We start from the raw sequence: 23,649 nt of genomic DNA, 5'->3' as shown, positions 1-23,649 counted from the left end.
TCAGACGATCCCTCTGTCTATCTCATTCGGCCACGAAGACGCCCTCGAGGCGATCTTCGAGCTCATCATTTGCTTCACGCAGTGCGGCGAGTGTTTCTTCGTCCGGCGCCCAAAGCTCGCGGTCGCAGGCTTCGAGCAAGCGGCCAGCCACACGGGCGGAACTTTTCGGATTGAGCTGCGCGAGACGTTCGCGCATCGCGTCGTCGAGCACGAAGGTCTCGGAAATCTTCTGGTAGACCCATGGAGCGACCTGGCCGGTCGTGGCCGACCATCCCAGCGTGCTCGTCACGTGCCCTTCGATCGCGCGCACACCTTCGAAGCCGTGATCGAGCATGCCCTCGAACCATTTCGGGTTAAGCGTGCGGGTACGCGCCTCGAGATCAATCTGTTCGGACAGGGTGCGAACCTTGGTTTTGCCGCGTGTCGCATCGAGGATGTAAACGGGTGCCTCTGCACCCTTCGCCTTCGCCACGGAGCGGCTGACGCCGCCAAGTCCGTCGACATATTGATCGACATCGTTGATGCCGAGCTCGACGCTTTCGAGGTTCTGGTAGGTGAAATCCACTCCGCCAAGCGCGCTTTGCAGGAGTTCGCGGTGTTGAACCGGCGTACCATTGACGCCGTAGGCAAAGCCCTTGTTGATCTCGAAAGCATTGGCGAGCTCATCGGGATCAGCCCACACGCCGCCGTCGATCATCTGATTGACGTTCGCGCCATATGCGCCCTCGGCATTGGAGAAGACCCGCAATGCGGCGGTTTCCATCTCGCAGCCATGCTTTTGTTGATGCGCGAGGCTGTGCTTGCGCACGAAATTGGCTTCCGGCGTTTCGTCCGCCTGGCTGGCGAGCAGTGCGGCTTCGGCCAGCATCCGGGTTTGCAGCGGCAGCAGATCGCGGAAAATGCCCGACAGCGTCATGACGACGTCGATGCGCGGGCGGCCTAGCTCTTCCAGCGGGATCAGTTCCGCACCGCACAGGCGGCCATAGGAATCGCGGCGTGGCCGTGCGCCGAGCAGCGTCATCGCCTGTGCGATCTGAACGCCTTCGGTCTTCATGTTGTCTGTGCCCCACAGCACCATTGCGATGCTTTCAGGGAAGGGCTCCCCGCTCTCCACATGCCGCGCAATCAGCCGCTCCGCCTGATCGCGTCCTTGCATGCAGGCATAGGCGCTGGGGATGCGGAATGGGTCGAACCCGTGAATGTTGCGGCCCGTTGGCAGCACATCGGGGTTGGCAACGATATCGCCGCCAGGTGCGGGCTGGACATAGCCGCCATCAAGCGCGTGGATCAGCGAGCCGAGTTCATCGCTGGCATCGAGTTTCTCGCCAAACGTGTCGCGATCCGGCGCATCTTCGCCGCCAGCCTCGACCATCGCGTCGAGCATGTCTTCGCGCTGCTCGCCTGCCGGATTGCGGCCTAGCACGTGCAGACCATGCGGGATCAGCGTTGCTTCGAGTTCGTAGAGGCGTCCGGCAAGCTCACCGATATCGCCGCATTCGATATCCAGAGCATCGCATTGGTCGGCAATCAGTTCGGCGAGGTCTGCGCGCTCGGCTTTGCCATCGGCGTCCTCGGCGGTCATCCGCCAGCGCTCGACGCTTGCTTTCAATTCGGCGAGGTCTTTGTAGAGGCCCGCCTGCGCCAGCGGCGGCGTCATGTAGCTCACCAGTGTCGCGGCGGAGCGGCGCTTGGCCAGCATCCCCTCGGAAGGGTTGTTGGCGGCGTAGAGGTAGTAGTTGGGCAGATCGCCAATCAAGCGTTCGGGCCAGCAATCGCCTGACATGCCAGCCTGTTTGCCCGGCATGAATTCGAGCGCACCATGCGTGCCGAAATGCAGCACCGAATGTGCGCCGAAATCTTCGCGGATCCAGCGGTAGAAAGCGCTGAAGGCATGGGTCGGCGCAAAGTTGCCTTCAAACAGCAACCGCATCGGATCGCCCTCGTAGCCAAAGGCGGGCTGGATACCGACAAACACATTGCCGAAATGCGCGCCGAGTACCTGAATATTGCCACCGTCGCTCTGCGCCTTGCCCGGGGCGGGGCCCCATTGCGCTTCGATTTCAGCAAGATGAGGTTCGCGGCGGACATGTTCGTCGGCGGGGATGCGCGCGGCAACATTGGCATCGCTGCCGAAGCGCTCCGAATTGCCGCTCAGGATTGCATCGCGCAGGGCATCGACGCTTTCGGGGACTTCGACCGAATAACCTTCGTCGGCCAGCCGCTGAAGCGTCGCGTGCAGCGATTCATACACCGCAAGGAACGCGGCCGTTCCGGTTGCCCCGGCGTTGGGTGGGAAGTTGAACAGCACCACTGCCAGTCTGCGTTCCGCGCGTTCGGCGCGGCGCAGTGCGATCATCTTGCGGACCCGCGCGGCCAGCGCATCGGCGCGTTCCGGATCACAAGCCATCTTGTTGACCACGCCGGGGATGCTGGATGTTCGTCCGCCAAACACGCTGGGAGCAATGGAGCCGTCCAGTTCTGGCAGCGCGACCATCATTGTCGCTTCGAGCGGCAGCAGGCCCTGCGGGCGGTCGCGCCATTCTTCGATCGTCTGGAACTCGATCGCGTGCGCCGCGAGGTAAGGCACGTCGAGATCGCCAAGGACTTCGCGGGCGGCTTCGCTGTCATTGTAGGCAGGGCCGCCGACGAGCGAGAAGCCGGTCAGGTTGACGATGGCATCGACCGTCGGCTCGCCGCGCTCGAGGAAGAACTTTTCGATTGCCGGGCGCGCATCGAGGCCGCTGGCGAACACCGGAATGACCTTCATGCCTGCCGCTTCGAACGCTGCAATCGCGCCATCATAATGGCCCGCGTCGCGCCCCAGCAAATATGAACGCAGCAGGATCAGCCCGACGGTGCCGTTTTTGCCGCCGCCATCTCTCTTCGAAGCCTTGGGCAGCAGCCGCGCCGTTTCAGAAATGCGTTGCTTCGCGCCGGGATGATAGACGCCGGTTTCCGGGTATTCGACGGGAGCTTCAGCCTGCGTTTCGCCGCGCCGTTCTTCGCGCTCGCCCGCCGCGTAACGGTCAATCAGCGCGCGGACCATCGCGACGACATTCTCGTCCGAACCGGACAGCCAGTATTGCAGCGTCAGGAAGTAAGCGCGCACATCCTGTGCGGTGCCGGGAATGAACTTGAGGATCTTGGGCAGGCGGCGCAGCATCTTCATCTGGCCTGCGCCTGAACTGGCGCCCTGCTTCTTCGATCCGCGCAGTTTCTTGAGCAGTGCCAGCGGGCCCTTGGCCGGGGCGTCCATCCGGTAGCCGCCCATCCGGGTCAGCTTCACGACTTCGCCGGCGCTCATCAGGCAGACCATCGCGTCGCATTCTTCGCGGCGCGCTTCGATCGAAGGCATGATCGCGCGGACGTGATCGTCTAGGAACAGCATCGTCGCGATGACGATGTCGGCTTCGGCGATTGCGTCTTTGGTCCGGTCGAGCGTTTGTTCGTCGCGATCCCAATCGGATGCCGCGTGGAGCGTCAGCGAAATATTGTCCTGCGCCAGAACTTCATCCGCACGTTCAACCGCCCCTTTGAGGTGATTGTCGAGTGTGACAATCGCGACCCGCACCGGGGCCTGAGGGGCAGCGACGCTACCGTGCATAATGCGCTTTCGCATCGTAGAGCGTGTCGAGGTCGATCTGCGCTCGGCCCTGATCCTCGGCATAGGCTTCTGTGTTGCGGCGTGCCTTTCCGCGCACGAAGAACGGGATTTTCTTCAGCTCCCGCTCGGCCTCTGCCGTCCACATTGCACCGTCATGAGCCGTGACGACCAACTGCTCCTCAGGCTCGGGCTGCGACACTGCAGCTTTCTTCGGTGCATGTGCGGCATGGTGTGAAGGCCCCGCTTCGTCGGAAAACTCGAAGTCCTCGCGGAACATGGTGAGCAGGTGTTCTTCCAGTCCCATCACCAGCGGGTGCACCCAAGTATCGAAGATCACATTCGCGCCTTCGAACCCCATTTGCGGGCTGTGACGCGCGGGGAAATCCTGCACATGCACCGGCGATGAAATGACAGCGCAGGCCAGGCCAAGGCGCTTGGCAATATGCCGTTCCATTTGCGTGCCCAGCACCAACTCTGGCGAGGCTGCGGCGATGGCTTCTTCGACCGCGAGGTGATCATCGGTGATCAGCGGCTCGACGCCGTAGAGCTTGGCAGCCTCGCGGATTTCGCGGGCGAATTCGCGGTTGTAACAGCCGAGGCCGCAGACTTCGAAGCCAAGCTCTTCCTTGGCGATCCGCGCGGCGGCGACGGCGTGGGTCGCGTCGCCAAAGATGAACACCCGTTTGCCGGTCAGATAGGTCGAATCGACCGACCGGCTCCACCAGGGCATTCTGGAATGGTTGTCGCCGAGGGCAGGCGTGGGATCTGCACCTGCCAGCTCGGCGACGTCGGTAATGAAAGAGCGCGTAGCCCCCACACCGATAGGGATTGTGCGAATGGTCGGCTGCTTGAACGTGCGCTCAAGCCAGCGTGCCGCTTCATCCGCAATCTCGGGATATAAAACGATGTTGAAATCGGCCGCGCCAATGCGCGTGATGTCCGATGGAGTCGCACCCAATGGCGCAACAAGATTGATCTCGACACCCAGCGCATCGAGGATCTTCTTGATCTCAACGAGGTCATCGCGGTGACGAAAGCCCAGCGCGGTCGGGCCGAGTATGTTCGCGCGCGCCTTACGACCTTCACGCGGGGTCCGAACGAAGTCTTTGTCGGCAAGATGACGCACAATCTGGTAAAATGTCTCGGACGCGCCCCAGTTTTCCTTGCGCTGATAGCTTGGCAGCTCCAGCGGGATCGCCGGGCAGGGCAGGTCCATCGCTTCGGTCAGGCCGCCGGGATCGTCTTGAATCAGTTCCGCCGTGCAGGATGCGCCGACAATCATCGCCTGCGGCTGGAACCGCTCGGCGGCTTCCATTGCGGCGTCCTGAAACAGCTGCGCGGTGTCCTTGCCCAGGTCGCGGGCTTCAAACGTGGTGTAAGTGACCGGCGGGCGCTTGCCGCGCCGCTCGATCATCGTGAACAGCAGGTCGGCATAAGTGTCGCCCTGCGGAGCGTGCAGCACATAGTGCAGCTTTTCCATCGCGGTCGCGATACGCATCGCGCCGACATGGGGTGGTCCTTCATAGGTCCAGACGGAGAGTTGCATCGCCTATACCTCCAGCACGTCGCGGCGCCGCAGCGGCCGGGCAAAGAGTTCGGCGAGATCACCGGCCTGGTCGAAGCCGTGGATCGGTGAGAAGACGAGTTCGATCGCCCATTTGGTGCTGAAGCCCTCGGACTCGAGCGGGTTGGCTAGCCCGAGGCCACAGACGGTCAGATCAGGCTTGTCGGCGCGCACGCGGTCGAGCTGATTGTCGACATGCTGGCCTTCGCTGATCCGCGCGCTTGGCGGGATCAGGTCAAGTTCCTGTGCGCAGTGGGCGCGGTGGAGATAGGGCGTGCCGACTTCGACAGGCACCATATCAAGCTCGGTCGCGAGGAACCGCGCGAGCGGCACTTCAAGCTGCGAGTCCGGCAGGAAGGAGATGCGCTTGCCCGCCAATGCGCCGCGTGAATGCTCAATCGCCCGCTTGGCGCGTTCGCGGCCCGGAGCGACCACTTTGTCGAAATGCGCTTCATCGATACCGAACGCATCGGCAGCGGCCTTGAGCCAACCAGTAGTGCCTTCGGCGCCGAACGGGAACAGGGCATCGAGCCGCTGAGCGCCGCGTCCCTCCAACGCCATTGCCGTATCTGACAGGAAAGGCTGAGCGAGGAGGTAACGCGTGTTGGGGCCAACCGGCGGCAGGTCGCGGGCATTGCGTGCAGGCAGCACGCCAACGTTCTGGATGCTGAGTTGGTCGAACAGACGGAGAAACTGGTCTTCGACGATATCCGGCAATGCGCCGACGATCAGGAGCTCTTGCGGCGCATCAGCGGCACTGGCGGGCATTTCCGGGACCAGTGCTGCAAGGCAGGCATCTTCGCCTTGGGTGAAGGTCGTTTCGATCCCGCTGCCCGAATAATTCAGAATGCGCACTTCGGGCATGTGACGTGCGCCGAGCCGCTCGGCGGCCTTCGCAAGATCAAGCTTGATGACTTCCGACGGGCAGGAGCCGACAAGAAACAGCGACTTGATGTCGGGACGACGCGCCAGCAGGCGATCGACCACGCGGTCTAGCTCGTCTTGCGCGTCCACCATGCCGGCGAGATCGCGTTCTTCCATGATCGCCGTGGCAAAGCGCGGTTCGGCAAAGATCATAACGCCCGCTGCCGATTGCAGCAGGTGGGCGCAGGTGCGCGATCCGACTACGAGGAAGAACGCGTCCTGCATCTTGCGGTGCAGCCAGACGATACCGGTGAGCCCGCAGAACACTTCGCGCTGCCCGCGCTCACGCAGGATCGGGCGTGCTGTCTCTGCGGATTGAGGTTCGGCGCAGCCCGGAATGGTGGTGGCGACGTTCATGCTGCCACCGCCCGAGGTTGCGCTGCATCGAGTCGCGCCATGCGCAGTTTCCAGAGGAACTGACCGGCATTCACAATATAAGCAGCATAAGCGGCGAGTGCGACCAGCAGCCGCTGATCCGTCGTGCCAATCCCGCCAAACAGCATCACGAGATAGAGCGTGTGCAGTGCGAGGACGAGCATCGAGAAGACGTCTTCCCAGAAGAACGACTCGGCAAACAGCCATTTGCCGAACACGACCTTCTCCCAGATCGAGCCCGTGACCATGATCGTGTAAAGAACCAGCGTCTTGATCACGATTGAGACGTCCGCCGCTAACGCGCCTTCAGCGGTCGCAAGCGTGCGGATCACCAAGCCTAAACTGATAAGAAATACGAGGAATTGGACCGGGGCGAGGACACCTTGAATTACTGTCCAGACCGACTCGTCCCTCCGGCGGCGCTGCTCCGTAGAGTAGAGCGCCTTTCTGATCCCCTGAATATCGTTCGCCTGCGCCGTGTGAGCCGCAGACACGACCGGGGATGCAAGATCCTTCGGTGCCATTGCCAAGCGATTGGCCTTTCCTGTCAGACTCGGACTCTAGGACCACGCAAACTAATGTGTCAACCAAAATGGACGGTCAACAAACTTGACACTTTACCAGCGCATCACCAGCTTGATTGCGCATTCAACGAAGAAAGCGTATGACTTGCTTGTCAGTTTGGGCTGAGTCGAAATCGCCTGATATTGTGCTGACATCGACGCGATCCGCGCCGCATCCGGCCTGGTAACAGTCCGGCAGGATGGGAGGGGCTCTTATGGCTCCGGTAGAGAAAACTAGCGTAATCGGTGCGAGCTCTGCGGCTTTGCGCAAAGTGATGGTCAACCCGCTCAAGCGGCGTAAGCGTCCGGGGGAAGAGCATATACCTGATGAGAACGGGCATTTGTCCGGCGATTCGATCAACGCAATAATCGAGGGCGACATCATTCCGCGGCTTTTGATGGCGCATTCGTCTGGGGGGACTTTGCCAGAGACTTCGAACAATTCCGAGATCGCGCCTTCCGACGCGCTGAGGTTTGCGGCGTTGCCGCTCACTCACGAAGCGGCCACTTTGTTGGAGGAAGTCGATACATTTCTCGATCGCGGCGTCAGTGTCGACGCGATCTATCTGGACCTGCTTGCTCCGGCGGCGCGCCGCTTGGGTGAAATGTGGGAAGAGGACGAGTGCGACTTTGTCGACGTGACGATGGGGCTATGGCGCCTTCAGGAAGTCATGCGCGAAGTCGCCCGGCGATCGCCGAAGGTGGCCGGCGCTTTGACGACGCCGCGCAGCGCGCTGTTTGCTCCGATGCCGGGGGACCAGCACAGCTTTGGCGCGATCATGATCGAAGATGTGTTTGCCCGTGCCGGATGGCAAAGCGAAGTGATCCCTCGGCCGGAACGCCGGGAATTACTCGACGCGCTATCACACAAATCCTTCGACGTGCTCGGATTGACGCTCTCCCGCGATTGTCCTAGCGCGCCGCTATCTAAACTGGTGAAGGCCATTCGAAGCGTGTCCGCGAACCCCAATATTTCTATCCTGATTGGCGGCAGAATGGTGAACCAAAATCCTGCAATCGTTGCCGAAGTTGGAGCAGATGGAACAGGGGCAGATGCACGTGCCGCGCTCGAAGTGGCGGAACGACTCGTCGAAAACGTCCCCGTTTACGCCAGTTCATCGCAATAGGCTCAGACAGGAATGCTAACCCGCAAACACAGTATTGAAGGTAAGCATTCCTTCGGCCAGGTCGGCGACCTGTTTGACTCGCTGGATGCCGATGCGGCGATGAAACTCGCCATGGTCGCCGGCGATGTGACGTTGGTGCTTGACGATGCCGGGACCATCCTGGATTCCGCATTTGATCCCAACGACTTCCCCGAATTCGAAGACTGGGTTGGCACGAACTGGATCGAAACCGTCACCGTCGAAAGCCGTCCCAAAGTTATGGAAATGCTGGCTGCCGCGCGGCGCGGAGAGGTCCAGCACTGGCGGCAAGTCAATCATCCTTCGCGCGACGGGGTTGTGCCGGTTCGCTATGTCGTGCTCAGCGTGAATGGCGGTGAACATCGGATCGCCTTTGGCCGCGATCTGCGCGAGGCAGGGAAGCTCCAGCAGCGCCTTCTGCAAGTGCAGCAATCGCTTGAGCGAGACTACCTGCGGATGCGCCAGCTTGAAGCGCGCTATCGCATGTTGTTCGACAATTCTGCCGAACCGGTGATCGTTGTTGAAGCTGGGACCCTGCGTATCAGGGAAGCCAATCCCGCAGCGCATGCGCTGGTCGGCGCGAGACCGGGAAGTTTGCCGAGCAAGAAACTGCTTGGATTGATCGACAAGGGTTCTCGCGATGCGGTTCAGGCATTGGTCGGAGCTGCTCAGGCTTCGGATTCCGTGTCGCCGGTCGACATCAAAATGATCAGGAATTCAACCGAGGTTCGCGCGGCCGTAACCGGCTTCACGCAGGATCGCGGTCAATTCCTGCTTATTCGATTGCTTCCAATAGGAGATGGAGCGGGATTTGCCGCATCGCCGGTGCCCGATCTTGTCGAGCAGATGCCCGATGCGTTCGTCGTTGCTGATAGCAACCTCGATATTGTCAGTGCGAACAATGCCTTTGTCGAGATGGTCCAGGCTGCGAGCATGGATCAATTGCGCGGGCGCCATCTGTCCGAGATTATTGGCAGACCCGGGATTGACCTCGACCTGATCGAAGGTCAAATCGACCAGCACGGTTCCGCCCGCAATGTCAGCACCGTTGTGCGCACCGGCCGTGATCTCGAAGGCGAGCCGGTTGAGATTTCGGCAGTGCGCAGCGGCGGCGAGGACCCCCTTCTGGCCTTTGTCATCCGCCCGATCGGCAGGCGGCTGCGCGACCTTCCACCGGGCACGCAAGATCTGCCTCGCTCGGTTGAACAGCTCACCGATCTCGTCGGCCGCATGTCGCTCAAAGACATTGTGCGTGAGAGCACCGACCTGATCGAGCGCCTCTGCATCGAAGCGGCCTTGTCCTACACGTCGGACAATCGCGCATCAGCTGCTGAAATACTCGGCCTGTCGCGCCAGAGCCTTTACTCCAAGCTTCACCGCTATGGACTCGGGAATCTGCCTACCGATCCCGATTGATCAAGCTCGCTTGACACTATCAGTTTGACCCATTTTCGGACCAATCGCGGCTAAAACCGCGAAAATCGCTGTTCTTGGAACCATAAGTGTCAATTTTATTTGACGCCTATCTGTGTCAGGCATAGCCTCACTCCATGGAACGTTCAGCGGTCTCGACTCGACCAGCGCCGATTCCGGCGCTTCGGGACGTTGTCACCCTTCTCAAACCGATAACCTGGTTTCCCCCGATGTGGGCCTTCATGTGCGGCGCAGTGTCGTCTGGTGTGGGCCTCGATGGACGCTGGTTGTTCGTGCTTGGCGGGGTGATGCTCGCGGGGCCATTGGTTTGCGGGACCAGCCAGGCGGTGAACGATTGGTTCGACCGGCACGTCGATGCCATCAATGAGCCGGATCGCCCAATCCCTTCGGGCCGGATTGCCGGACGTTGGGGACTCTATATCGCGCTGATCGCGACAGCGGTTTCGGCGTTGGTCGCATGGGCACTCGGCCCGCTTGTGTTCACTGCCGGACTTGTCGGCCTGGCGCTGGCCTGGGCCTACAGCGCTCCGCCATTCCGGTTCAAGACGAGCGGCTGGACCGGCCCTGCGGTGGTGGGCTTCACCTACGAAGGGCTAAGCTGGTTCACCGGTGCGACCGTGATGCTCGGCGCATTGCCTGCAACCGATGTGCTGATCGTCCTCGTCCTCTATTCGATCGGCGCGCACGGGATCATGACGCTCAACGATTTCAAAGCGGTCGAAGGCGACCGTGAAACGGGCCTCAAATCTTTGCCGGTGACGATGGGCGTTGCCGGTGCTGCGCGGTTCGCCTGCGCGGTTATGGCGCTCGCGCAAATCACCGTCATCGCTCTGTTGGCTTTCTGGGGATACACTCTCTCGGCAGCGCTCGTGACCGTTGTGCTGGTCGCGCAATTTGCCGCGATGCCGCGGCTCATGTCCGATCCCAAGAAATACGCGCCGTGGTACAACGGTGTGGGCGTAACTCTCTATGTCTTCGGCATGCTTGCCGCGGCGCTCGGGCTTGGGGGTTACATCTGATGACGACCGGCGATAGCATCGGCATGAGCTGGTTCGGCATCGCGCGCATCGGCTTGGTGCAAGCCTCGCTCGGTGCGGTCGTCATGTTGGCGACTACGGTGCTCAACCGGATCATGGTGGTCGAGCTGACAATGGCGGCTGCAATTCCTGCCGGGCTGGTCGCCTGGCACTACGCGGTGCAGCTTTCGCGGCCACTATGGGGTCACGGTTCCGACCAAGGACGCAAACGCACGCCGTGGATTCTTGGCGGGATCGCGGTCCTTGCCATGGCAGCGCTTCTCGCAACGCAAGCGACGCTGATGATGCAGTCGCAGCCCACGCTTGGTTTTGCGCTAGCGATTTTGGCCTACTCCTTGATCGGTGTGGGCGTTGGCGCCGGCGGCACTTCGGCTCTGGCGCTGCTTGCGTCCACGGTCGCGCCGAAGCGCCGGGCTGCGGCTGCCGCACTCACATGGATAATGATGGTCGCCGGTATCGTGGTCTCGGCCATCACAGTTGGCCAGTTCCTCAAACCCTATTCGCCTGAGAGATTGCTGATGGTTGCTGCGGGCCTCGCCGTGACGGTCATTTGCATCACCGCACTGGCGACGTTCCGGCTGGAGCGCGGCGCGGCCACCTTCGCCGAAACCGCCAAGAGCGAACCACCGCCGGATTTCCGGGCTGCCCTGCAAGAGATATGGCACGAGAAAGCCGCGCGGCGCTTTACCATCTTCATCTTCGTTTCGATGATCGCCTTCAGCATGCAGGACCTGATCCTCGAGCCGTTTGCCGGACTGGTGTTCGGCATGTCGCCGGGCGATTCTACGCAGCTGGGCGGCATGCACCAGGGTGGCATATTGCTCGGCATGATCGTCGCTGGCGTAGGAGGCAGCGCGTTCTCCGGGCGCTTGCCAAGCGACCTACGTATCTGGATAGTGTCGGGCTGCCTCGCTTCGGCAGCGGCGCTCGCGGGCTTCGCGGCCGCTGCGATCCACGGACCGGGTTGGCCGCTCGGGATCAACGCTTTCATCCTTGGCCTCGGCAATGGTGTGTTCGCCGTCGCCGCTATCGGCGCGATGATGGGGCTTGCCGGAGCCGGAGAGAAAACGCGCGAGGGCGTGCGCATGGGCGTCTGGGGCGCAAGCCAAGCCATCGCATTCGGCCTTGGCGGACTCATTGGCGCGCTCGGCGTCGACATTGCACGCCGGGTCCAGACCAGTGACGGCATCGCCTTTCAACTCATCTTCGCAATCGAGGCTGCGCTGTTCGTCATCGCTGCCGCGCTTGCCACTCGCGTGACGAACACGCGCACACAAACCCGCCCGCAAACCCATCAAGACACAGAGGTGTTCGCATGACCGAGACAATTTATGATGCCGTCGTAGTAGGCGGCGGGCCGGCCGGTGCTACTGCCGCGACTGACTTGGCGCTGGCCGGCCATTCGGTTTTGCTGATGGAACGAGGCGGGCGGATCAAGCCATGCGGCGGCGCCGTGCCCCCGCGAATGCTCGAGGATTTCGATATCCCGCAAAGCCTGTTGGTGGCGCGATCGCGCTCGGCACGGATGATCGCGCCGTCGGGGCGCGCGGTGGATATGCCGGTCGGCGAGATCGGTTATGTCGGCATGGTCGACCGCGAGGAATTCGACGAATGGCTGCGCGAGCGGGCGCGGATGTCCGGGGCCGAGCGGTTGACGGGCACTTTCGAAAAGATCGAGCGGGACGACGAGGCGCATCCGCTTGTGACCTTCCGGCGCGAACGCGGCGGACCGATCGAGCGTGTGCGGGCGCGCGTGGTGGTCGGTGCCGACGGTGCGCGCTCTGCCGTCGCGAAACAGTGCCTGCCAAATGCGGAGCGGGTCAAATGCGTCTTCGCCTATCACGAGATTATCAAGGCGCCGGAGCGCGACAGCGAGGCCTACGACGGGTCGCGCTGCGACGTGTTTTATCAGGGCCGTCTGTCGCCCGATTTCTACGCCTGGGTTTTCCCGCATGGTGACACGGCCAGCATTGGCGTGGGCAGCGCGAACAAGGGCTTCTCCCTGCGCGGCGCGGTTTCCGACATGCGCTCCGATCTCGATCTGACGCGCTGCGAAACGATCCGGCGCGAAGGCGCTCCAATCCCGCTCAAACCGCTAAAGCGATGGGACAATGGAGCCGATGTCATCGTCGCGGGCGATGCTGCTGGCATTGTCGCACCCGCATCGGGCGAGGGCATCTACTATGCCATGGTAGGCGGGCGGTTCAGCGCCGAGGCCGCGAGCCAGTACCTTGTGACCGGCGAAGCGAAGCAGCTCAAACGCGCGCGCAGTCGCTTTATGAAAGAGCATGGCCGCGTGTTCTGGATCCTCGGGATGATGCAGTATTTCTGGTATTCCAGCGACAAGCGCCGCGAGCGTTTCGTGACGATGTGCGACGACAAAGACGTGCAGCAGCTCACCTGGCAGGCCTATATGAACAAGAAGCTGGTGCGCAAAAAGCCGATGGCGCATGTGAAGATCTTCTTGAAGGATACGGCTCACCTGCTTGGCCTGAGGGCGGCAACGCGCTAGCCTCATCTCTATGAGCAAGACCTGGATACTGCCTGCGATCCTTGCGGCGATCGCAGCTGCTATTGTCGCCATCCTCGGGGCAACGATCACCGATCTCGGCCCGTGGTACCAAAGCCTTGAAAAACCGAGCTGGCATCCGCCTGACGCGCTGTTCCCGATTGGCTGGACGGCGATCTACGCCTTCAACACTTATGCGGTTGTCGCCGCGTGGCGGGCCGCGCCCACGCCAAAGGTCTCAGACACGATCATCGGGTTGTTTGCGCTCAACGCGTTCCTCAACATCACTTGGAGCATGATCTTCTTCCGCATCCAGCGGCCCGATTGGGCGTTTGTCGAGGTGCTGCTGCTGTGGCTCTCGATCCTGGCGCTGGTGGTCTATTGCGGGCGCTATTCAAAGACTTCGGCTCTGGCGTTTATGCCCTACCTAATCTGGGTGACATTTGCCGGAGCGCTCAATTGGGCGGTCGTCGATTTGAACGGCCCATTTGGCTGAGAACGCGCCACTGACAACCTTACGGGAGTGGCTATGATCGAGGATTTCTTCGCCAGCGGCCACGCGGCCGACTTGGTGCTGGTGGTGCTGGCGATCGAGGCGGTGTGGCTACGTATGCGCGGTTGGAGCTTTGAAAGGATTGTCGGATTGATAGGTCCGGCAGTGTTTATCGTTCTCGCCCTACGCGCCGCGCTGGTCGGAGCGGGCTGGTGGTGGGTCGCGATCCTGTTGGCGCTGTCGTTGCCACTTCACCTGCTCGATCTGCGCGGAAGGCTTGGCCGGGATGCCTGAATTGAGGCCGCGGTGACAGGAAACCTGACAGTCAGCTTGCGACCCACAAGCGGGCTTTAGTGCATCAGTGGTCTGGCTGGACGGCATTGGCGAGCATTAATGCTCCAGCGAGGCCGGCATTGTGGCCAAGGCCTGGTGAAACGATCTTGTGCTTTGACCCGCCCGGAAAATACGCGGCGCCGAGTTCCGTTGCACTCTGGTTCACACGCTCAAGCAAGCCATGCGTCCTCATTACACCCCCGCCCAAAACGATTATTTCAACGGCCGTCATAGCGACAATCGAGTGCGCTAGCTGAGCCAGATAGTCGGCGATTATTGCATGCGCGATGTGATCCGAAGGTAACTCGGAAAGCGACGCTCCCCAACGTGCCTTGATTGCAGGACCGCTCGCCAATCCTTCTAGGCAGTCGCCGTGGTGAGGGCATATCCCCTCGAACTGATCATCATCCGCATGGCGGCGCGGGAAGATGTGACCCATCTCAGGATGCGCGGCTCCGTGAATTGCCTTTCCGTGAAACACCAAACCACCGCCGATACCGGTGCCCACGGTAATGTAAGCCAATGATCCGGCTGCCTTGCCCGCACCATGCTCGTATTCGGCAAGCGCGGCTCCATTCACGTCGGTGTCGAAGCCGATAGGCACTCCAAATCGTTCGGCAAAGTGCCCAACCAAGTCGCAATTCGTCCAAGCCGGCTTTGGAGTGTTGGTGATGTGGCCCCAGAGAGTCGATGAGCGGTCGAGTTCAACCGGGCCAAAGCTGGCAATCCCGAGTGCGTTGATTGTACCCTGACCCTCAATCCAATCGCAGACATGTTCTAGCGTTGTCGCAGGGTCACGCGTGGGAATTTCATGCCGCGCGATGATCTCAGTTGGCGAGTGTCCGACCGCAAGCACGAACTTGGTTCCGCCAGCCTCGATACCTCCCAATAGCGGCCTGCCTGCCGAATTCATGCGAACGCTGACTCCGCCAGTTCGCAGCAGTCACCATCAATCGCCAGTTTCAAAAGGGGAGCAGGTACGCCGCCGAACAGCTTGTTTGCTTCGCCAGGGTCCGCAGGAAGAGGCTGACCCTTCAGGCCATGAAAATCGACGAAGCTCGAAACAAGAAGCTCACGCGAAACAAACCAGCTATAGCTTTGGAGAGGTTCCTCGTCCGGGTTGGCAAGCACCAGGCCCGATCCGTTGAGTGGGCGATACTCACCGAACAAGCTGTCGGAGACCATGCCATACAGGCCATTCGGCGCATGGTTCAGGCCAGGTGCAAAGGTCGAACGCTGGGTCGCCCAAAACGCGTAATAGCGACCTTCGTGGTGCACGACATGCGCTCGTTCCAACTCGTTGTTGACACCATCGGCATGGATCAGCGGCGGCAACAACTCCCACTCATCGCCGTCGCGTCGGGCGATGCCGACTGCCCCATTGTAATCGCCCCGAGTATCGGCGAGCGACGCGGTGAAAACCAGATATTCCCGGCCATCGGCAGGATCGCGGAAATAGGCCGGATCGCGGAACGCCTTGATCTTGCCTGCTTCCCCTTCATGTGCATTCGCGAGCATGTAGCCGGGGGAGGGTTTCTGGATCGACAGGTGAGGCGCTGTCCAGGCGCTCGGAAGTCCTTCGGGGCCGATGATGGCATGGGATTCTACAAGTCGCTGCTGATAGCCGCCTGGGCGCTGATCGGTCCCGGCCGCTGTGAAGAACAGAGTGATGCCTTCACCATCTGTGACAGCAGAACCGGCCCACTCACGCTCATAATCCACCGCGAAATCAGGTAGCACGTTGCCAAGATCGAACCATTTTCCCGACTTGCGCTCGATCAGGCGGATTTTGGCCTCGAAATGGCGCAGGCTTGGGTCGCCGCGGTCCGGTGCAGACAAGGCCATCCACAATTCACGCCCCTGAATGGACGCAACGAACCCGTCTCGATTCTGGATCGGCCACATATCCCAGTAGATGCGATCGGCATCGAGCATACTGCGATCAGCCCGATCAATCAGCGGCACGCGCAAGACTTTCGAGTTCTCGATCTCGTGGATGCTGTTTGCAGTCCAGGCAGTGGTCATGACGACACTCTAGGCAAAGGATATCAAAAGAATAAGGGCCGACTGCCGGGGAGGAGATCGGCAGTCGGCCCAAGATCGTCGATTTAGAAGTCGAAACGCACCGAGGCGGCGATCGTTCTGCCCGCGATAGAGCGTGCCCGGACGATACCGTTGGCCGGGATCGATCCTTCTTCTGCCTCGGTATAGCCTTCGCTGTTGAACAGATTCGTTGCATTCAGAGCGACTTCGACCCGTTCGACAGGGCGCACCGCAAGGAAGGCGTTGACCTGAGTGTAAGCCGGAAGTTCAAGCTGGTTGTTGTCCTGCGTGAAACTGTCCGTGGTGCCGATGAAATTGGCACCCGCTTTGAAGAAGCCGTCATCATACTGCGCCGTCGCCTGATAGACAAAGTCGGCCTGACGGCGCGGCGTGTTGCCGATGATCGCGGCATTTAGCGAGTCCACGATTTCGCTATCAGTCCAGGTCGCGCCTGCGCTCAAGGTAAACGGTCCGGTCGAATACGAACCTTCGACTTCGATGCCGTAGGCTTCGTAATCTGTGTCGGTCAGAAGCAGTGGGGCAATCTCGACATTGGTCTCGCTAGTTTCGGCGAAGAAGCCGGTGGCATAGGCTGAAAAGCCGCTGCCTTGATATTTCAGGCCCAGCTCCAACTGGTTCACATCTGCGATAACGCCATCATCGCCGCCAGGCAGCCCTCCATCAACGGTGCTGACCGCTGGGGAGAACAGGCTACGATCAGCGGTGTGGCGTCCGCCTTGGCTATACCGTGCAAAGATACCGAGATCGTCAGTCAGCAGGTAGTTCGCGCCGATTGACCATGAGAAATAGTCGAAGTCGTAATTGACCGGACTTGGGCTGCCGAGGGGCAGCACACTTGTCTGCGCTTCGGCCGGGCTGATGTTGCCATCATTGTCGAAGTCAAAGTTGGTTGTCGGACCGTCGCCAGTGATCGTGCCATTCGCATCGCCATAGTCAAAGCGGATGCTGGCATCGAGCGTGAGCCGGTCAAACTCGAGCCCAAGCGATGCGAACGGAGCATAGGTGCTGTAGCGGACATCGTAGTTTCGACGGCAGCAATTTCCAAAGAAGCTCGCGCCGAAACCGACCACACCGTTCTGTGTGACCGTATCACCGCCAGCATCGACAATGTCGACTAGGACAGCATTGCCATCCCCTTCGACGGTCTGGACGAAAGAGGTCCATAGCCAGTCGGTATCGACGTCCTGACGTGAGAAATAAAAGCCCGTGGTGAAAGTCGCCGAACCAGCACCGAAATCGAAATCCTTGGTAATACGGAAATCGTTGGTGACATTATCGAGGCTGTTCAGCCGCGTATTGAAGAGAACAACGTTTGTCAGCAAGCCATTGCCGCCAATGCTGGCGGCGTCCGCAGTTGCCCCGGCATTCGGGCCAGTTGCGAAGACGATGCTTGAACCAGCGCCTCCGATACCATCGGCGATGTCTTGCGCCGCACCTGCACTGGCAGGGAATGGCGAGACGAAGCTGCCCGAGTTGTTGGCATAGCGGAAGCGGTTGGTCAGCGTCCAACCAGAGCCAACATCAATTTCGGCTTCGACGCCGAACGCCTGCGATTCAACTGAAAGGCCGTCCTGAAAGTTGAAGGTGGTTGGATTGTTGCCACCATCCAGCGTCAATGCAGTCGTGATGAGCGGGCTGTAGAGTGAATCCCTGCGCGGATCGAAGCCGGGAATGGCATTGTAATCGGGATCGCTATCAGTGCCGCCGACGAAGACCGGCTGTGGCAGGATTGTCGGTGTGCTGTCGTCAAGGAACTTGGCGTGGAAACGGACATAACCGCCATCGAATTCCTTGGTGATATTGGCCTTGATCTGACCGCCGTCATAGCCGTTATAGCCAATGTCACGCGGGCCTTCACCTGTGCGATAGAACCCGCCGACATGGAAATAGAGGTCGTCTGCGAGCGGAGCGCCATAGTCGAAGTCGACGCGGTATGTTTCAAAATCGACGCCGATCGTGCCCTGGATCGCACCGCCTTCGCGCTGGCCGGTTTTCGAGATGAAGTTGATTACGCCGCCGGGCGAGTTCGATGCGAAGGTCGAAGCGGAGCCACCGCGCACGGCTTCAACGCGGGCGACGTTGCGGTCGGCGCGCAGGAAATTGTCGGCATTGCCGAAGATGATGTCTCCGAATTCAAGGACGGGCAGACCGTCTTCCTGGAGCTGAATATAGCGCGCACCGCCGGTCGATACCGGGATACCGCGCACCGCGATATTGGCGTTGCCTTCGCCCCCGGATGCCTCCGCGCGAATGCCCGGGATCTGGCGGATAAGGTCAGCCGATGATGGCGGAGCAAGATCGGCAATCTGCTCTGCACCAACCGCACTGATTGAAACCGAACTCTCGAGCCGGTTCCGGCCGCGTGCAACGGCGGTAACGATGATCTCGTTCCCATCTTCGGCAACAGCCTCAGAACCAGCTTCCTGGTCCTGCGCGAAAACGGGGGTCGAAAAGGCACTCAGCGCGGTGCCAAAGGCCAAAGCGTGACGGAATTTCATAGCAAAACTCTCCTGTTTGCTCGCACCATTCTGCGCGATTCGCAGTAAGGAATAATCTCATTGCAATCGATTGCAACAGCAAAATTGCAAACGATTGCAATCACGCGCAATCTATGTCACGAAAATACCACAACGCCGGCAACATATCGGCGAGTGAGAGGATTCTGAACATGCAAACCGCCGTAAAACAACGGCTTTCGCTGCTGCGAATCATCGAAATGAATATCGGCTTCTTCGGCCTGCAATTCAGTTTCGGCCTGCAGCAAGCCAATATGGGACCGATCTACGGCTTCCTTGGTGCCGACGAAGCGACAATGCCACTTCTATGGCTTGCAGGCCCCATGACCGGTCTCATTATCCAGCCGATTGTCGGGGCCATGAGCGATCGCACCAATACGCGTTTCGGACGGCGCACCCCTTACTTCCTGATCGGTGCAATCATCTGCACAATCAGCCTGTTCCTGATGCCTTATTCGTCCACGCTCTGGATGGCTGCTTCGCTGCTTTGGATCCTGGATGCGGGCAACAACATCACGATGGAACCCTATCGCGCCTATGTCGCTGACCGACTTGTACCGAACCAGCGGTCGGTCGGCTTTCTTACACAAAGTGCTTTCACGGGCCTTGCTCAAACGCTGTCTTATCTCGCCCCGACCTTGCTGACGGCTTTCGTCGCGCAGGACGTGCTGGACGATAACGGCATTCCAGTCATTGTGCGCATTGCCTTCATCATCGGCGCAATCTTGTCGATCTCGACCATTGTCTGGTCCGTCTGGCGCGTTCCCGAACTGCCGATGACCGAAGATGAAAAGGCCGTGCTGGAACAGAAACCACTGACCGTGAAAGACACGTTCGCGGAAATTGTAGATGCAATCCGCGACATGCCAAAACCGATGCGTCAGCTTGCACTCGCCATGCTGTGCCAATGGTATGCGATGTTCGCCTATTGGCAGTACATCACGTTCGCCGTGGGACGCTCGATCTACGACACGTCGGATCCCTCCAGCGCGGCATTCCGCGAAGCCACGCTCACCACTCAGCAGGCGGGCGCTCTCTATAACTTCATTGCGTTTGTGGGGGCATTGTTGCTGATCCCGATCGTGGCAAAGCTTGGCGCACGATTTGTGCATGCAATCTGCCTCACGGCATCGGGTATAGCCATGCTGCTTATTCCGGGGGTGGAGACGGCACCGGCCCTCTTCACGCTGATGCTTGGCATCGGCATTGGCTGGGCCGGGATGATGGGGAATACTTATGTGATGCTGGCCGACTCAATTCCGGCGGAACGCAACGGTATCTATATGGGCATCTTCAACATGTTCATCGTCATTCCCATGCTGTTTCAGACGCTGACAATGCCACTGATCTATAATCCGGTGCTAGGCGGTGACCCGCGTAATGTCTTGATGCTGGGCGGAGCGCTTATGATCGTCGGAGCGATTGCGACCCTCTTTGTTGACGCGGGCCACAGAGTTCCGCGTGAACAAAAGGCGCTAGCGAGCTAAGGGGTATTGATGGCTGACACAGACACTCAAAATCACGGAGAACGCGCGGTCAAGGTTCGCACTCTTGCAGACCTCGCCAAGATTGCAGGTGTCTCCCCGGGGACTGTTTCGCGGGCGCTTGCTGGCAACAGTCTCGTCAATACGAAAACACGTGAGAAGATCGAAGCCATCGCACGCGAACACGGTTTTCGCCCGAACCAGATGGCGAGCAAGCTCCGCAGGCAGAAAACAGGGGTTATCGGCGTCGCGATCCCGCTTGGCCATGACGTGAGACAACAGATCTCGGACACTTTCTTCATGACCCTGCTCGGCTATCTGGCAGACGAACTGACCGAGAAGGGATATGACCTCATGCTGAGGCGTGTCATTCCCGCTCAGGACGAGGATTGGCTCGACCGGTTTATCGGCTCAGGCATGGTCGACGGCGTTTTCGTGATTGGCCAGTCCGACCAGTTCGAACGGATCGAGGATGTGGCAGATGGCTATCTACCGATGGTTGTCTGGGGGAACCATCAGGAAGGTCAGCGACACTGCGTTGTCGGGTCCGATAACCGTTTAGGCGGAAAGCTCGCCGCCGAGAGGCTCATCGCGTCGGGAGCCAAGAGCCTGGCATTCCTGGGTGACACCCAACCTATAGAGTTTGCCGCCCGCTACGCTGGTGCAAGAGAAGTCGCCAACAAGCTGGGCATATCCATCAGGGCCCTGCCAACACACCTGTCGCCCGAGCGGACTGGCGAGGAAATCGCTGAGCATTTGCAGGAGATCGAAGGTGAGGTTGATGGCATCTTTGCGGCAACCGACACAATCGCGGTCGCCTGCCTCAAGGAGATTCGGGAACGCGGCATCGAAGTGCCACGCCAGCTAAAGATAGTCGGCTTCGACGATCTCCCGATTTCAAGTCAGACGGCGCCACCTCTCACGACAGTAAGGCAAGACATCGCTGCTGGCGCAAAGGGACTTGTGGACCTGTTGCTGAGACGCCTGGCCGGAGAAGATACGGAAAGTTTGGTTCTGCCTCCTCATCTGGTGATCCGCGAAACCGCTTGAGCATCACAACCGAGACAAAGAAAACTCTGCCGGTCGTCCCAAACGACACGATTGTCAGCTGCCCAATATGCAAGAGCTCATCGAATCGCCGTTGGGTCGCTTCCACCCCCATGGATAGCCGTAAGGCAAGCCGTGACTCACCCGACCAAGCTGCCGCCTGAACAATCAAAAAACCCGGCCGCACTTTCGTGGGGCCGGGTTTCTTGGCTGGGCGGCGAGACCGTTGGAAGCGGCCTCTCCAACCAAGCAGATCAGTTCGTCGGAGCGTAATAGTGCTCCTGTGCCCAGACATACCAGTTATCGACCACAGTGCCGGTCAGCAGGATACCGATCCCGCCGGTTAGCGTGGTCAGCACTGCGAACCACCAGGCCCAACGGTGGATCGATTCCATGGTGGCATTAAAGCCCATGGTCCAGCGCCAGAACAGGCCGGCTCGCTCCGATGCGGTTCCGCGGTCGGTGATCTGTTCGATCTCACGCTCACCGCCATAGCGGCCAACGGCCAGGATGGTGGCACCGTGCATCGCGAACAACACGGCTGAGCCATACAGGAATGCGATCGAAAGAGCGTGGAACGGATTGTAGAACAGGTTCCCGTGGATGAGCGAGAAGTTGTTCGTCCAATCAAGGTGCGAGAATATCCCGTAAGGCACCGCTTCGGCCCAGCTACCCAGTAACATCGGACGGATGAAGCCGAGCACCAGGAACAGCCAGATCGCGCTCGCAAAGGCCCAAGGGATATGCATCCCCATGCCGAGCGCCTTTGCCCGGCGATAGGTCCGCGCCCACCAGCACAGGACTGCGATGGTAAGGAACGCGCCCGTCAGGATGAACCAGCCGCCTTCATTCAAGGGAACGAAGAAGCTGAACCCATATTCCGGACCCGGAGGGTTAAGCGAAAGCCAGAACAGCTCACGCATGAACGTCTGCGGGCTCCACCCGGCCTCAGCCCAGAAGTTGAGGCCGATGATCATGAAGGCTGCCGTACCGAATGCCAGAGAGAGCATTCCCAGCCAGCCAAGATAGACCGGACCAATTTGGGCCTGACCGAACTTGCCCATCCAGTAGCTGTAACCGGTGCTTGGGATGCGGGCATCACTATCACCCGGAAGCGGAACTCCTGCCTCCGGAGCGGCCTTCAGTTGGATCTGGGTGAAGATGTTTTGATATGTTGCCATGGTTCAGGTCCTCCTCAAGCCCAAATCGGGATCTTCTTCCAGAAGTCCCAGAACTCCGGCCAGCTGCCGACATAAAGGGTTCCTGAAATCACGATGCAGATGGCGCTCCAGAACGCTGCATTGAGCGCGAGGAACAGGCCCACACGGTGAATGCCGAGCGTCCCGACCGAATAACCGATGAAGTCCCGGAAATAGGTGTCTTCATATTCGGGCGTCTTGACGTCGGTTCCGTCCGACGGGTTGACCGCCGAAAGCACCAGACCGCCGTGGAGCGCGAGCGCGAGGCAGTTCGTGAAGAAGAACGTGATCGCGAGCATGTGCACGGGGTTGTAGTGGAAGTTCACGAATTGGTAGCCCACGTTGGACACCCAATCGAGGTGCGACCAGATGCCGTATGGGAAGGCATGCCCCCAGGCACCCATCCAGAACGGCCGGATCACATTCAGAGTGACAAAGGCGAACACCGCGACGCTGAAAGCGATCGGGACGTGATAGCCCATGCCTAGCTTGCGGGAGATTTCGGCCTGTCGGCCCACCCACGAACAGAATGCAATCACTGCGCATAGAGTTATGATTTGGTGATAGCCCCCTTGGTTGAGGGGCATCAGCGAAAGCCCGGCCTCGATCGCAGGCGGTTGAATGTCGATCAGCCAGGGGTTGAGTGTCGGTCCTGCAGCAGCAGCAGCAAAGATCAGCATCGTGCCAAGGGCCGCGCTGATTGCCACCATTACCCCGAAGAATCCGACATAAAACGGCCCGACCCAGAAGTCGAATAGGTCGCCGCCGATTAATGTGCCACCGCGCACGCGGTATTTCCGCTCGAAACTAAGGAGCGCCATAGGTCCATCCTTCCCACCTCAAGGGCGGGTCTTATCGTGTACGATCAAAACTGTAGGAGGCAGGCAGGCGAACCTGCCCCCTCAGATTTCAAAACTGGATTAACCAGCGGGTGTGACGCCGCCGAGCCAGTTGTACTTCTCCGTGCTGAGCAGGATGAAGTGGATCGTGAAGGCCAGAACAGCCAGGCCGACATGCAGTGCGACCAGGGTCCGGCGTACATCGAAGTGGTGCCAAATCTTGTACATTTTCAATTCCTTATACCATTCTGATGGAATGCCATTGCGATCGCCGAAGCGGGCAAGGGCAAGCAGTCAGGTCGGAAAATCAGACGAACCAGGGTTTCCACCAGTACATCAGCGCATGCGCGACGAGCGCAATCGTGACGTAGAGAGCGAAGGTTCCCATGAACGCGCCATGGATTTCCTTTGCTTCTTCGTCAGTCAGGTACGTCCCCACGCTTGGGCGATCAGGATCGTTCATTGATAGTCTCCGTATTTTGCAGTTGGAGTGGGAGCAAAGCTCCCGGTGACATCCCC

20 protein-coding genes are annotated in these 23,649 nt (G+C 60.0%); 9 read left to right on the top strand and 11 right to left on the bottom strand.

Going from position 1 to position 23,649, the window contains the following annotated elements; all coding sequences use genetic code 11:
* Positions 1 to 22: 22 nt before the first annotated feature.
* The 4 genes from Q0837_RS10195 to bchF are packed head-to-tail and all read right to left on the bottom strand — an operon-like array spanning position 23 to position 6,961.
* On the bottom strand, positions 23 to 3,619 hold the full coding sequence (locus Q0837_RS10195) for a magnesium chelatase subunit H (protein ID WP_298468437.1): 3,597 nt from the start codon (positions 3,617 to 3,619) through the stop codon (positions 23 to 25).
* A complete protein-coding gene (gene bchB / locus Q0837_RS10190; protein WP_298468435.1) occupies positions 3,594 to 5,150 on the bottom strand; it encodes a ferredoxin:protochlorophyllide reductase (ATP-dependent) subunit B in 1,557 nt (518 codons plus the stop codon). The genes Q0837_RS10195 and bchB overlap by 26 nt, the downstream gene beginning before the upstream one ends.
* A 3-nt stretch (positions 5,151 to 5,153) precedes the next feature.
* Positions 5,154 to 6,449, bottom strand: coding sequence for a ferredoxin:protochlorophyllide reductase (ATP-dependent) subunit N (locus Q0837_RS10185; protein ID WP_298468432.1), 1,296 nt, complete (start codon positions 6,447 to 6,449; stop codon positions 5,154 to 5,156).
* Complete coding sequence (bchF, locus tag Q0837_RS10180; protein ID WP_298468429.1) at positions 6,446 to 6,961, bottom strand: 2-vinyl bacteriochlorophyllide hydratase; 516 nt, start codon at positions 6,959 to 6,961, stop codon at positions 6,446 to 6,448. The genes Q0837_RS10185 and bchF overlap by 4 nt, the downstream gene beginning before the upstream one ends.
* Positions 6,962 to 7,245: 284 nt before the next feature.
* On the opposite strand from bchF, the gene Q0837_RS10175 reads away from it, so the two are divergent.
* From Q0837_RS10175 to Q0837_RS10145, 7 genes are all read left to right on the top strand, one after another.
* Positions 7,246 to 8,157: a B12-binding domain-containing protein gene (locus Q0837_RS10175; RefSeq protein ID WP_298468426.1), complete on the top strand. Its 912-nt coding sequence runs from the start codon at positions 7,246 to 7,248 to the stop codon at positions 8,155 to 8,157.
* A gap of 12 nt (positions 8,158 to 8,169) precedes the next feature.
* Positions 8,170 to 9,591, top strand: coding sequence for a transcriptional regulator PpsR (ppsR, locus tag Q0837_RS10170; protein ID WP_298468423.1), 1,422 nt, complete (start codon positions 8,170 to 8,172; stop codon positions 9,589 to 9,591).
* Between the two features lie 134 nt (positions 9,592 to 9,725).
* Positions 9,726 to 10,628: a chlorophyll synthase ChlG gene (chlG, locus tag Q0837_RS10165; protein WP_298468420.1), complete on the top strand. Its 903-nt coding sequence runs from the start codon at positions 9,726 to 9,728 to the stop codon at positions 10,626 to 10,628.
* Positions 10,628 to 11,965, top strand: a complete 1,338-nt coding sequence (locus tag Q0837_RS10160) for a BCD family MFS transporter (RefSeq protein WP_298468417.1) — start codon at positions 10,628 to 10,630, stop codon at positions 11,963 to 11,965. The genes chlG and Q0837_RS10160 overlap by 1 nt, the downstream gene beginning before the upstream one ends.
* Positions 11,962 to 13,158, top strand: a complete 1,197-nt coding sequence (locus Q0837_RS10155) for a geranylgeranyl diphosphate reductase (protein ID WP_298468414.1) — start codon at positions 11,962 to 11,964, stop codon at positions 13,156 to 13,158. The genes Q0837_RS10160 and Q0837_RS10155 overlap by 4 nt, the downstream gene beginning before the upstream one ends.
* A gap of 10 nt (positions 13,159 to 13,168) precedes the next feature.
* Positions 13,169 to 13,651 (top strand): TspO/MBR family protein, encoded by a 483-nt coding sequence (locus Q0837_RS10150; RefSeq protein ID WP_298468411.1) that lies wholly within the window; start codon positions 13,169 to 13,171, stop codon positions 13,649 to 13,651.
* A 33-nt stretch (positions 13,652 to 13,684) separates the two neighbouring features.
* The gene (locus tag Q0837_RS10145; RefSeq protein ID WP_298468408.1) at positions 13,685 to 13,942 is read left to right on the top strand and encodes a hypothetical protein; all 258 of its coding nucleotides are present in this window, start codon (positions 13,685 to 13,687) and stop codon (positions 13,940 to 13,942) included.
* 64 nt (positions 13,943 to 14,006) lie between these two features.
* On the opposite strand, the gene Q0837_RS10140 is transcribed toward Q0837_RS10145, so the two are convergent.
* From Q0837_RS10140 to Q0837_RS10130, 3 genes are all read right to left on the bottom strand, one after another.
* Positions 14,007 to 14,894, bottom strand: coding sequence for an ROK family protein (locus tag Q0837_RS10140; protein ID WP_298468406.1), 888 nt, complete (start codon positions 14,892 to 14,894; stop codon positions 14,007 to 14,009).
* Complete coding sequence (locus Q0837_RS10135) at positions 14,891 to 16,006, bottom strand: glycoside hydrolase family 68 protein (protein ID WP_298468403.1); 1,116 nt, start codon at positions 16,004 to 16,006, stop codon at positions 14,891 to 14,893. Before Q0837_RS10135 ends, Q0837_RS10140 begins: the two co-directional genes overlap by 4 nt.
* Before the next feature lie 83 nt (positions 16,007 to 16,089).
* Positions 16,090 to 18,543 carry a TonB-dependent receptor gene (locus Q0837_RS10130; protein ID WP_298468401.1) on the bottom strand — a complete coding sequence of 818 codons (2,454 nt, stop codon included), beginning with the start codon at positions 18,541 to 18,543 and terminating at the stop codon, positions 16,090 to 16,092.
* Between the two features lie 170 nt (positions 18,544 to 18,713).
* Between Q0837_RS10130 and Q0837_RS10125 the strand changes: the two genes are divergently transcribed.
* Both Q0837_RS10125 and Q0837_RS10120 read left to right on the top strand, forming a co-directional pair.
* Positions 18,714 to 20,048, top strand: coding sequence for an MFS transporter (locus Q0837_RS10125; RefSeq protein WP_298468399.1), 1,335 nt, complete (start codon positions 18,714 to 18,716; stop codon positions 20,046 to 20,048).
* Between the two features lie 9 nt (positions 20,049 to 20,057).
* A complete protein-coding gene (locus Q0837_RS10120; protein ID WP_298468396.1) occupies positions 20,058 to 21,095 on the top strand; it encodes a LacI family DNA-binding transcriptional regulator in 1,038 nt (345 codons plus the stop codon).
* A gap of 251 nt (positions 21,096 to 21,346) precedes the next feature.
* Here the strand turns inward: Q0837_RS10120 and pufM are convergent, their stop codons facing one another.
* The 4 genes from pufM to pufB form a co-directional block, all read right to left on the bottom strand.
* Entirely contained in the window at positions 21,347 to 22,273 is a 927-nt protein-coding gene (gene pufM, locus Q0837_RS10115) for a photosynthetic reaction center subunit M (RefSeq protein WP_298468393.1), read from the bottom strand.
* A 14-nt stretch (positions 22,274 to 22,287) separates the two neighbouring features.
* Positions 22,288 to 23,112, bottom strand: coding sequence for a photosynthetic reaction center subunit L (gene pufL, locus Q0837_RS10110; RefSeq protein WP_298468390.1), 825 nt, complete (start codon positions 23,110 to 23,112; stop codon positions 22,288 to 22,290).
* 99 nt (positions 23,113 to 23,211) lie between these two features.
* Positions 23,212 to 23,358: a light-harvesting antenna LH1, alpha subunit gene (gene pufA, locus Q0837_RS10105; protein ID WP_298468388.1), complete on the bottom strand. Its 147-nt coding sequence runs from the start codon at positions 23,356 to 23,358 to the stop codon at positions 23,212 to 23,214.
* A gap of 79 nt (positions 23,359 to 23,437) precedes the next feature.
* Positions 23,438 to 23,593: a light-harvesting antenna LH1, beta subunit gene (pufB, locus tag Q0837_RS10100; RefSeq protein ID WP_298468385.1), complete on the bottom strand. Its 156-nt coding sequence runs from the start codon at positions 23,591 to 23,593 to the stop codon at positions 23,438 to 23,440.
* Between the last annotated feature and the right edge of the window lie 56 nt (positions 23,594 to 23,649).

Origin of the sequence: uncultured Erythrobacter sp., assembly GCF_947499705.1 — a bacterium.
Taxonomy (GTDB): domain Bacteria; phylum Pseudomonadota; class Alphaproteobacteria; order Sphingomonadales; family Sphingomonadaceae; genus Erythrobacter.
This window is presented reverse-complemented; position numbering and strand designations above follow the sequence as displayed.

Coding starts and splice junctions, on each gene's coding strand:
- Q0837_RS10195 (WP_298468437.1), bottom strand. CDS start 3,619: ATGCGAAAGCGCATTATGCACGGTAGCGTCGCTGCCCCTCAGGCCCCG.
- bchB (WP_298468435.1), bottom strand. CDS start 5,150: ATGCAACTCTCCGTCTGGACCTATGAAGGACCACCCCATGTCGGCGCG.
- Q0837_RS10185 (WP_298468432.1), bottom strand. CDS start 6,449: ATGAACGTCGCCACCACCATTCCGGGCTGCGCCGAACCTCAATCCGCA.
- Q0837_RS10175 (WP_298468426.1), top strand. CDS start 7,246: ATGGCTCCGGTAGAGAAAACTAGCGTAATCGGTGCGAGCTCTGCGGCT.
- ppsR (WP_298468423.1), top strand. CDS start 8,170: ATGCTAACCCGCAAACACAGTATTGAAGGTAAGCATTCCTTCGGCCAG.
- chlG (WP_298468420.1), top strand. CDS start 9,726: ATGGAACGTTCAGCGGTCTCGACTCGACCAGCGCCGATTCCGGCGCTT.
- Q0837_RS10160 (WP_298468417.1), top strand. CDS start 10,628: ATGACGACCGGCGATAGCATCGGCATGAGCTGGTTCGGCATCGCGCGC.
- Q0837_RS10155 (WP_298468414.1), top strand. CDS start 11,962: ATGACCGAGACAATTTATGATGCCGTCGTAGTAGGCGGCGGGCCGGCC.
- Q0837_RS10150 (WP_298468411.1), top strand. CDS start 13,169: ATGAGCAAGACCTGGATACTGCCTGCGATCCTTGCGGCGATCGCAGCT.
- Q0837_RS10145 (WP_298468408.1), top strand. CDS start 13,685: ATGATCGAGGATTTCTTCGCCAGCGGCCACGCGGCCGACTTGGTGCTG.
- Q0837_RS10140 (WP_298468406.1), bottom strand. CDS start 14,894: ATGAATTCGGCAGGCAGGCCGCTATTGGGAGGTATCGAGGCTGGCGGA.
- Q0837_RS10135 (WP_298468403.1), bottom strand. CDS start 16,006: ATGACCACTGCCTGGACTGCAAACAGCATCCACGAGATCGAGAACTCG.
- Q0837_RS10130 (WP_298468401.1), bottom strand. CDS start 18,543: ATGAAATTCCGTCACGCTTTGGCCTTTGGCACCGCGCTGAGTGCCTTT.
- Q0837_RS10125 (WP_298468399.1), top strand. CDS start 18,714: ATGCAAACCGCCGTAAAACAACGGCTTTCGCTGCTGCGAATCATCGAA.
- Q0837_RS10120 (WP_298468396.1), top strand. CDS start 20,058: ATGGCTGACACAGACACTCAAAATCACGGAGAACGCGCGGTCAAGGTT.
- pufM (WP_298468393.1), bottom strand. CDS start 22,273: ATGGCAACATATCAAAACATCTTCACCCAGATCCAACTGAAGGCCGCT.
- pufL (WP_298468390.1), bottom strand. CDS start 23,112: ATGGCGCTCCTTAGTTTCGAGCGGAAATACCGCGTGCGCGGTGGCACA.
- pufA (WP_298468388.1), bottom strand. CDS start 23,358: ATGTACAAGATTTGGCACCACTTCGATGTACGCCGGACCCTGGTCGCA.
- pufB (WP_298468385.1), bottom strand. CDS start 23,593: ATGAACGATCCTGATCGCCCAAGCGTGGGGACGTACCTGACTGACGAA.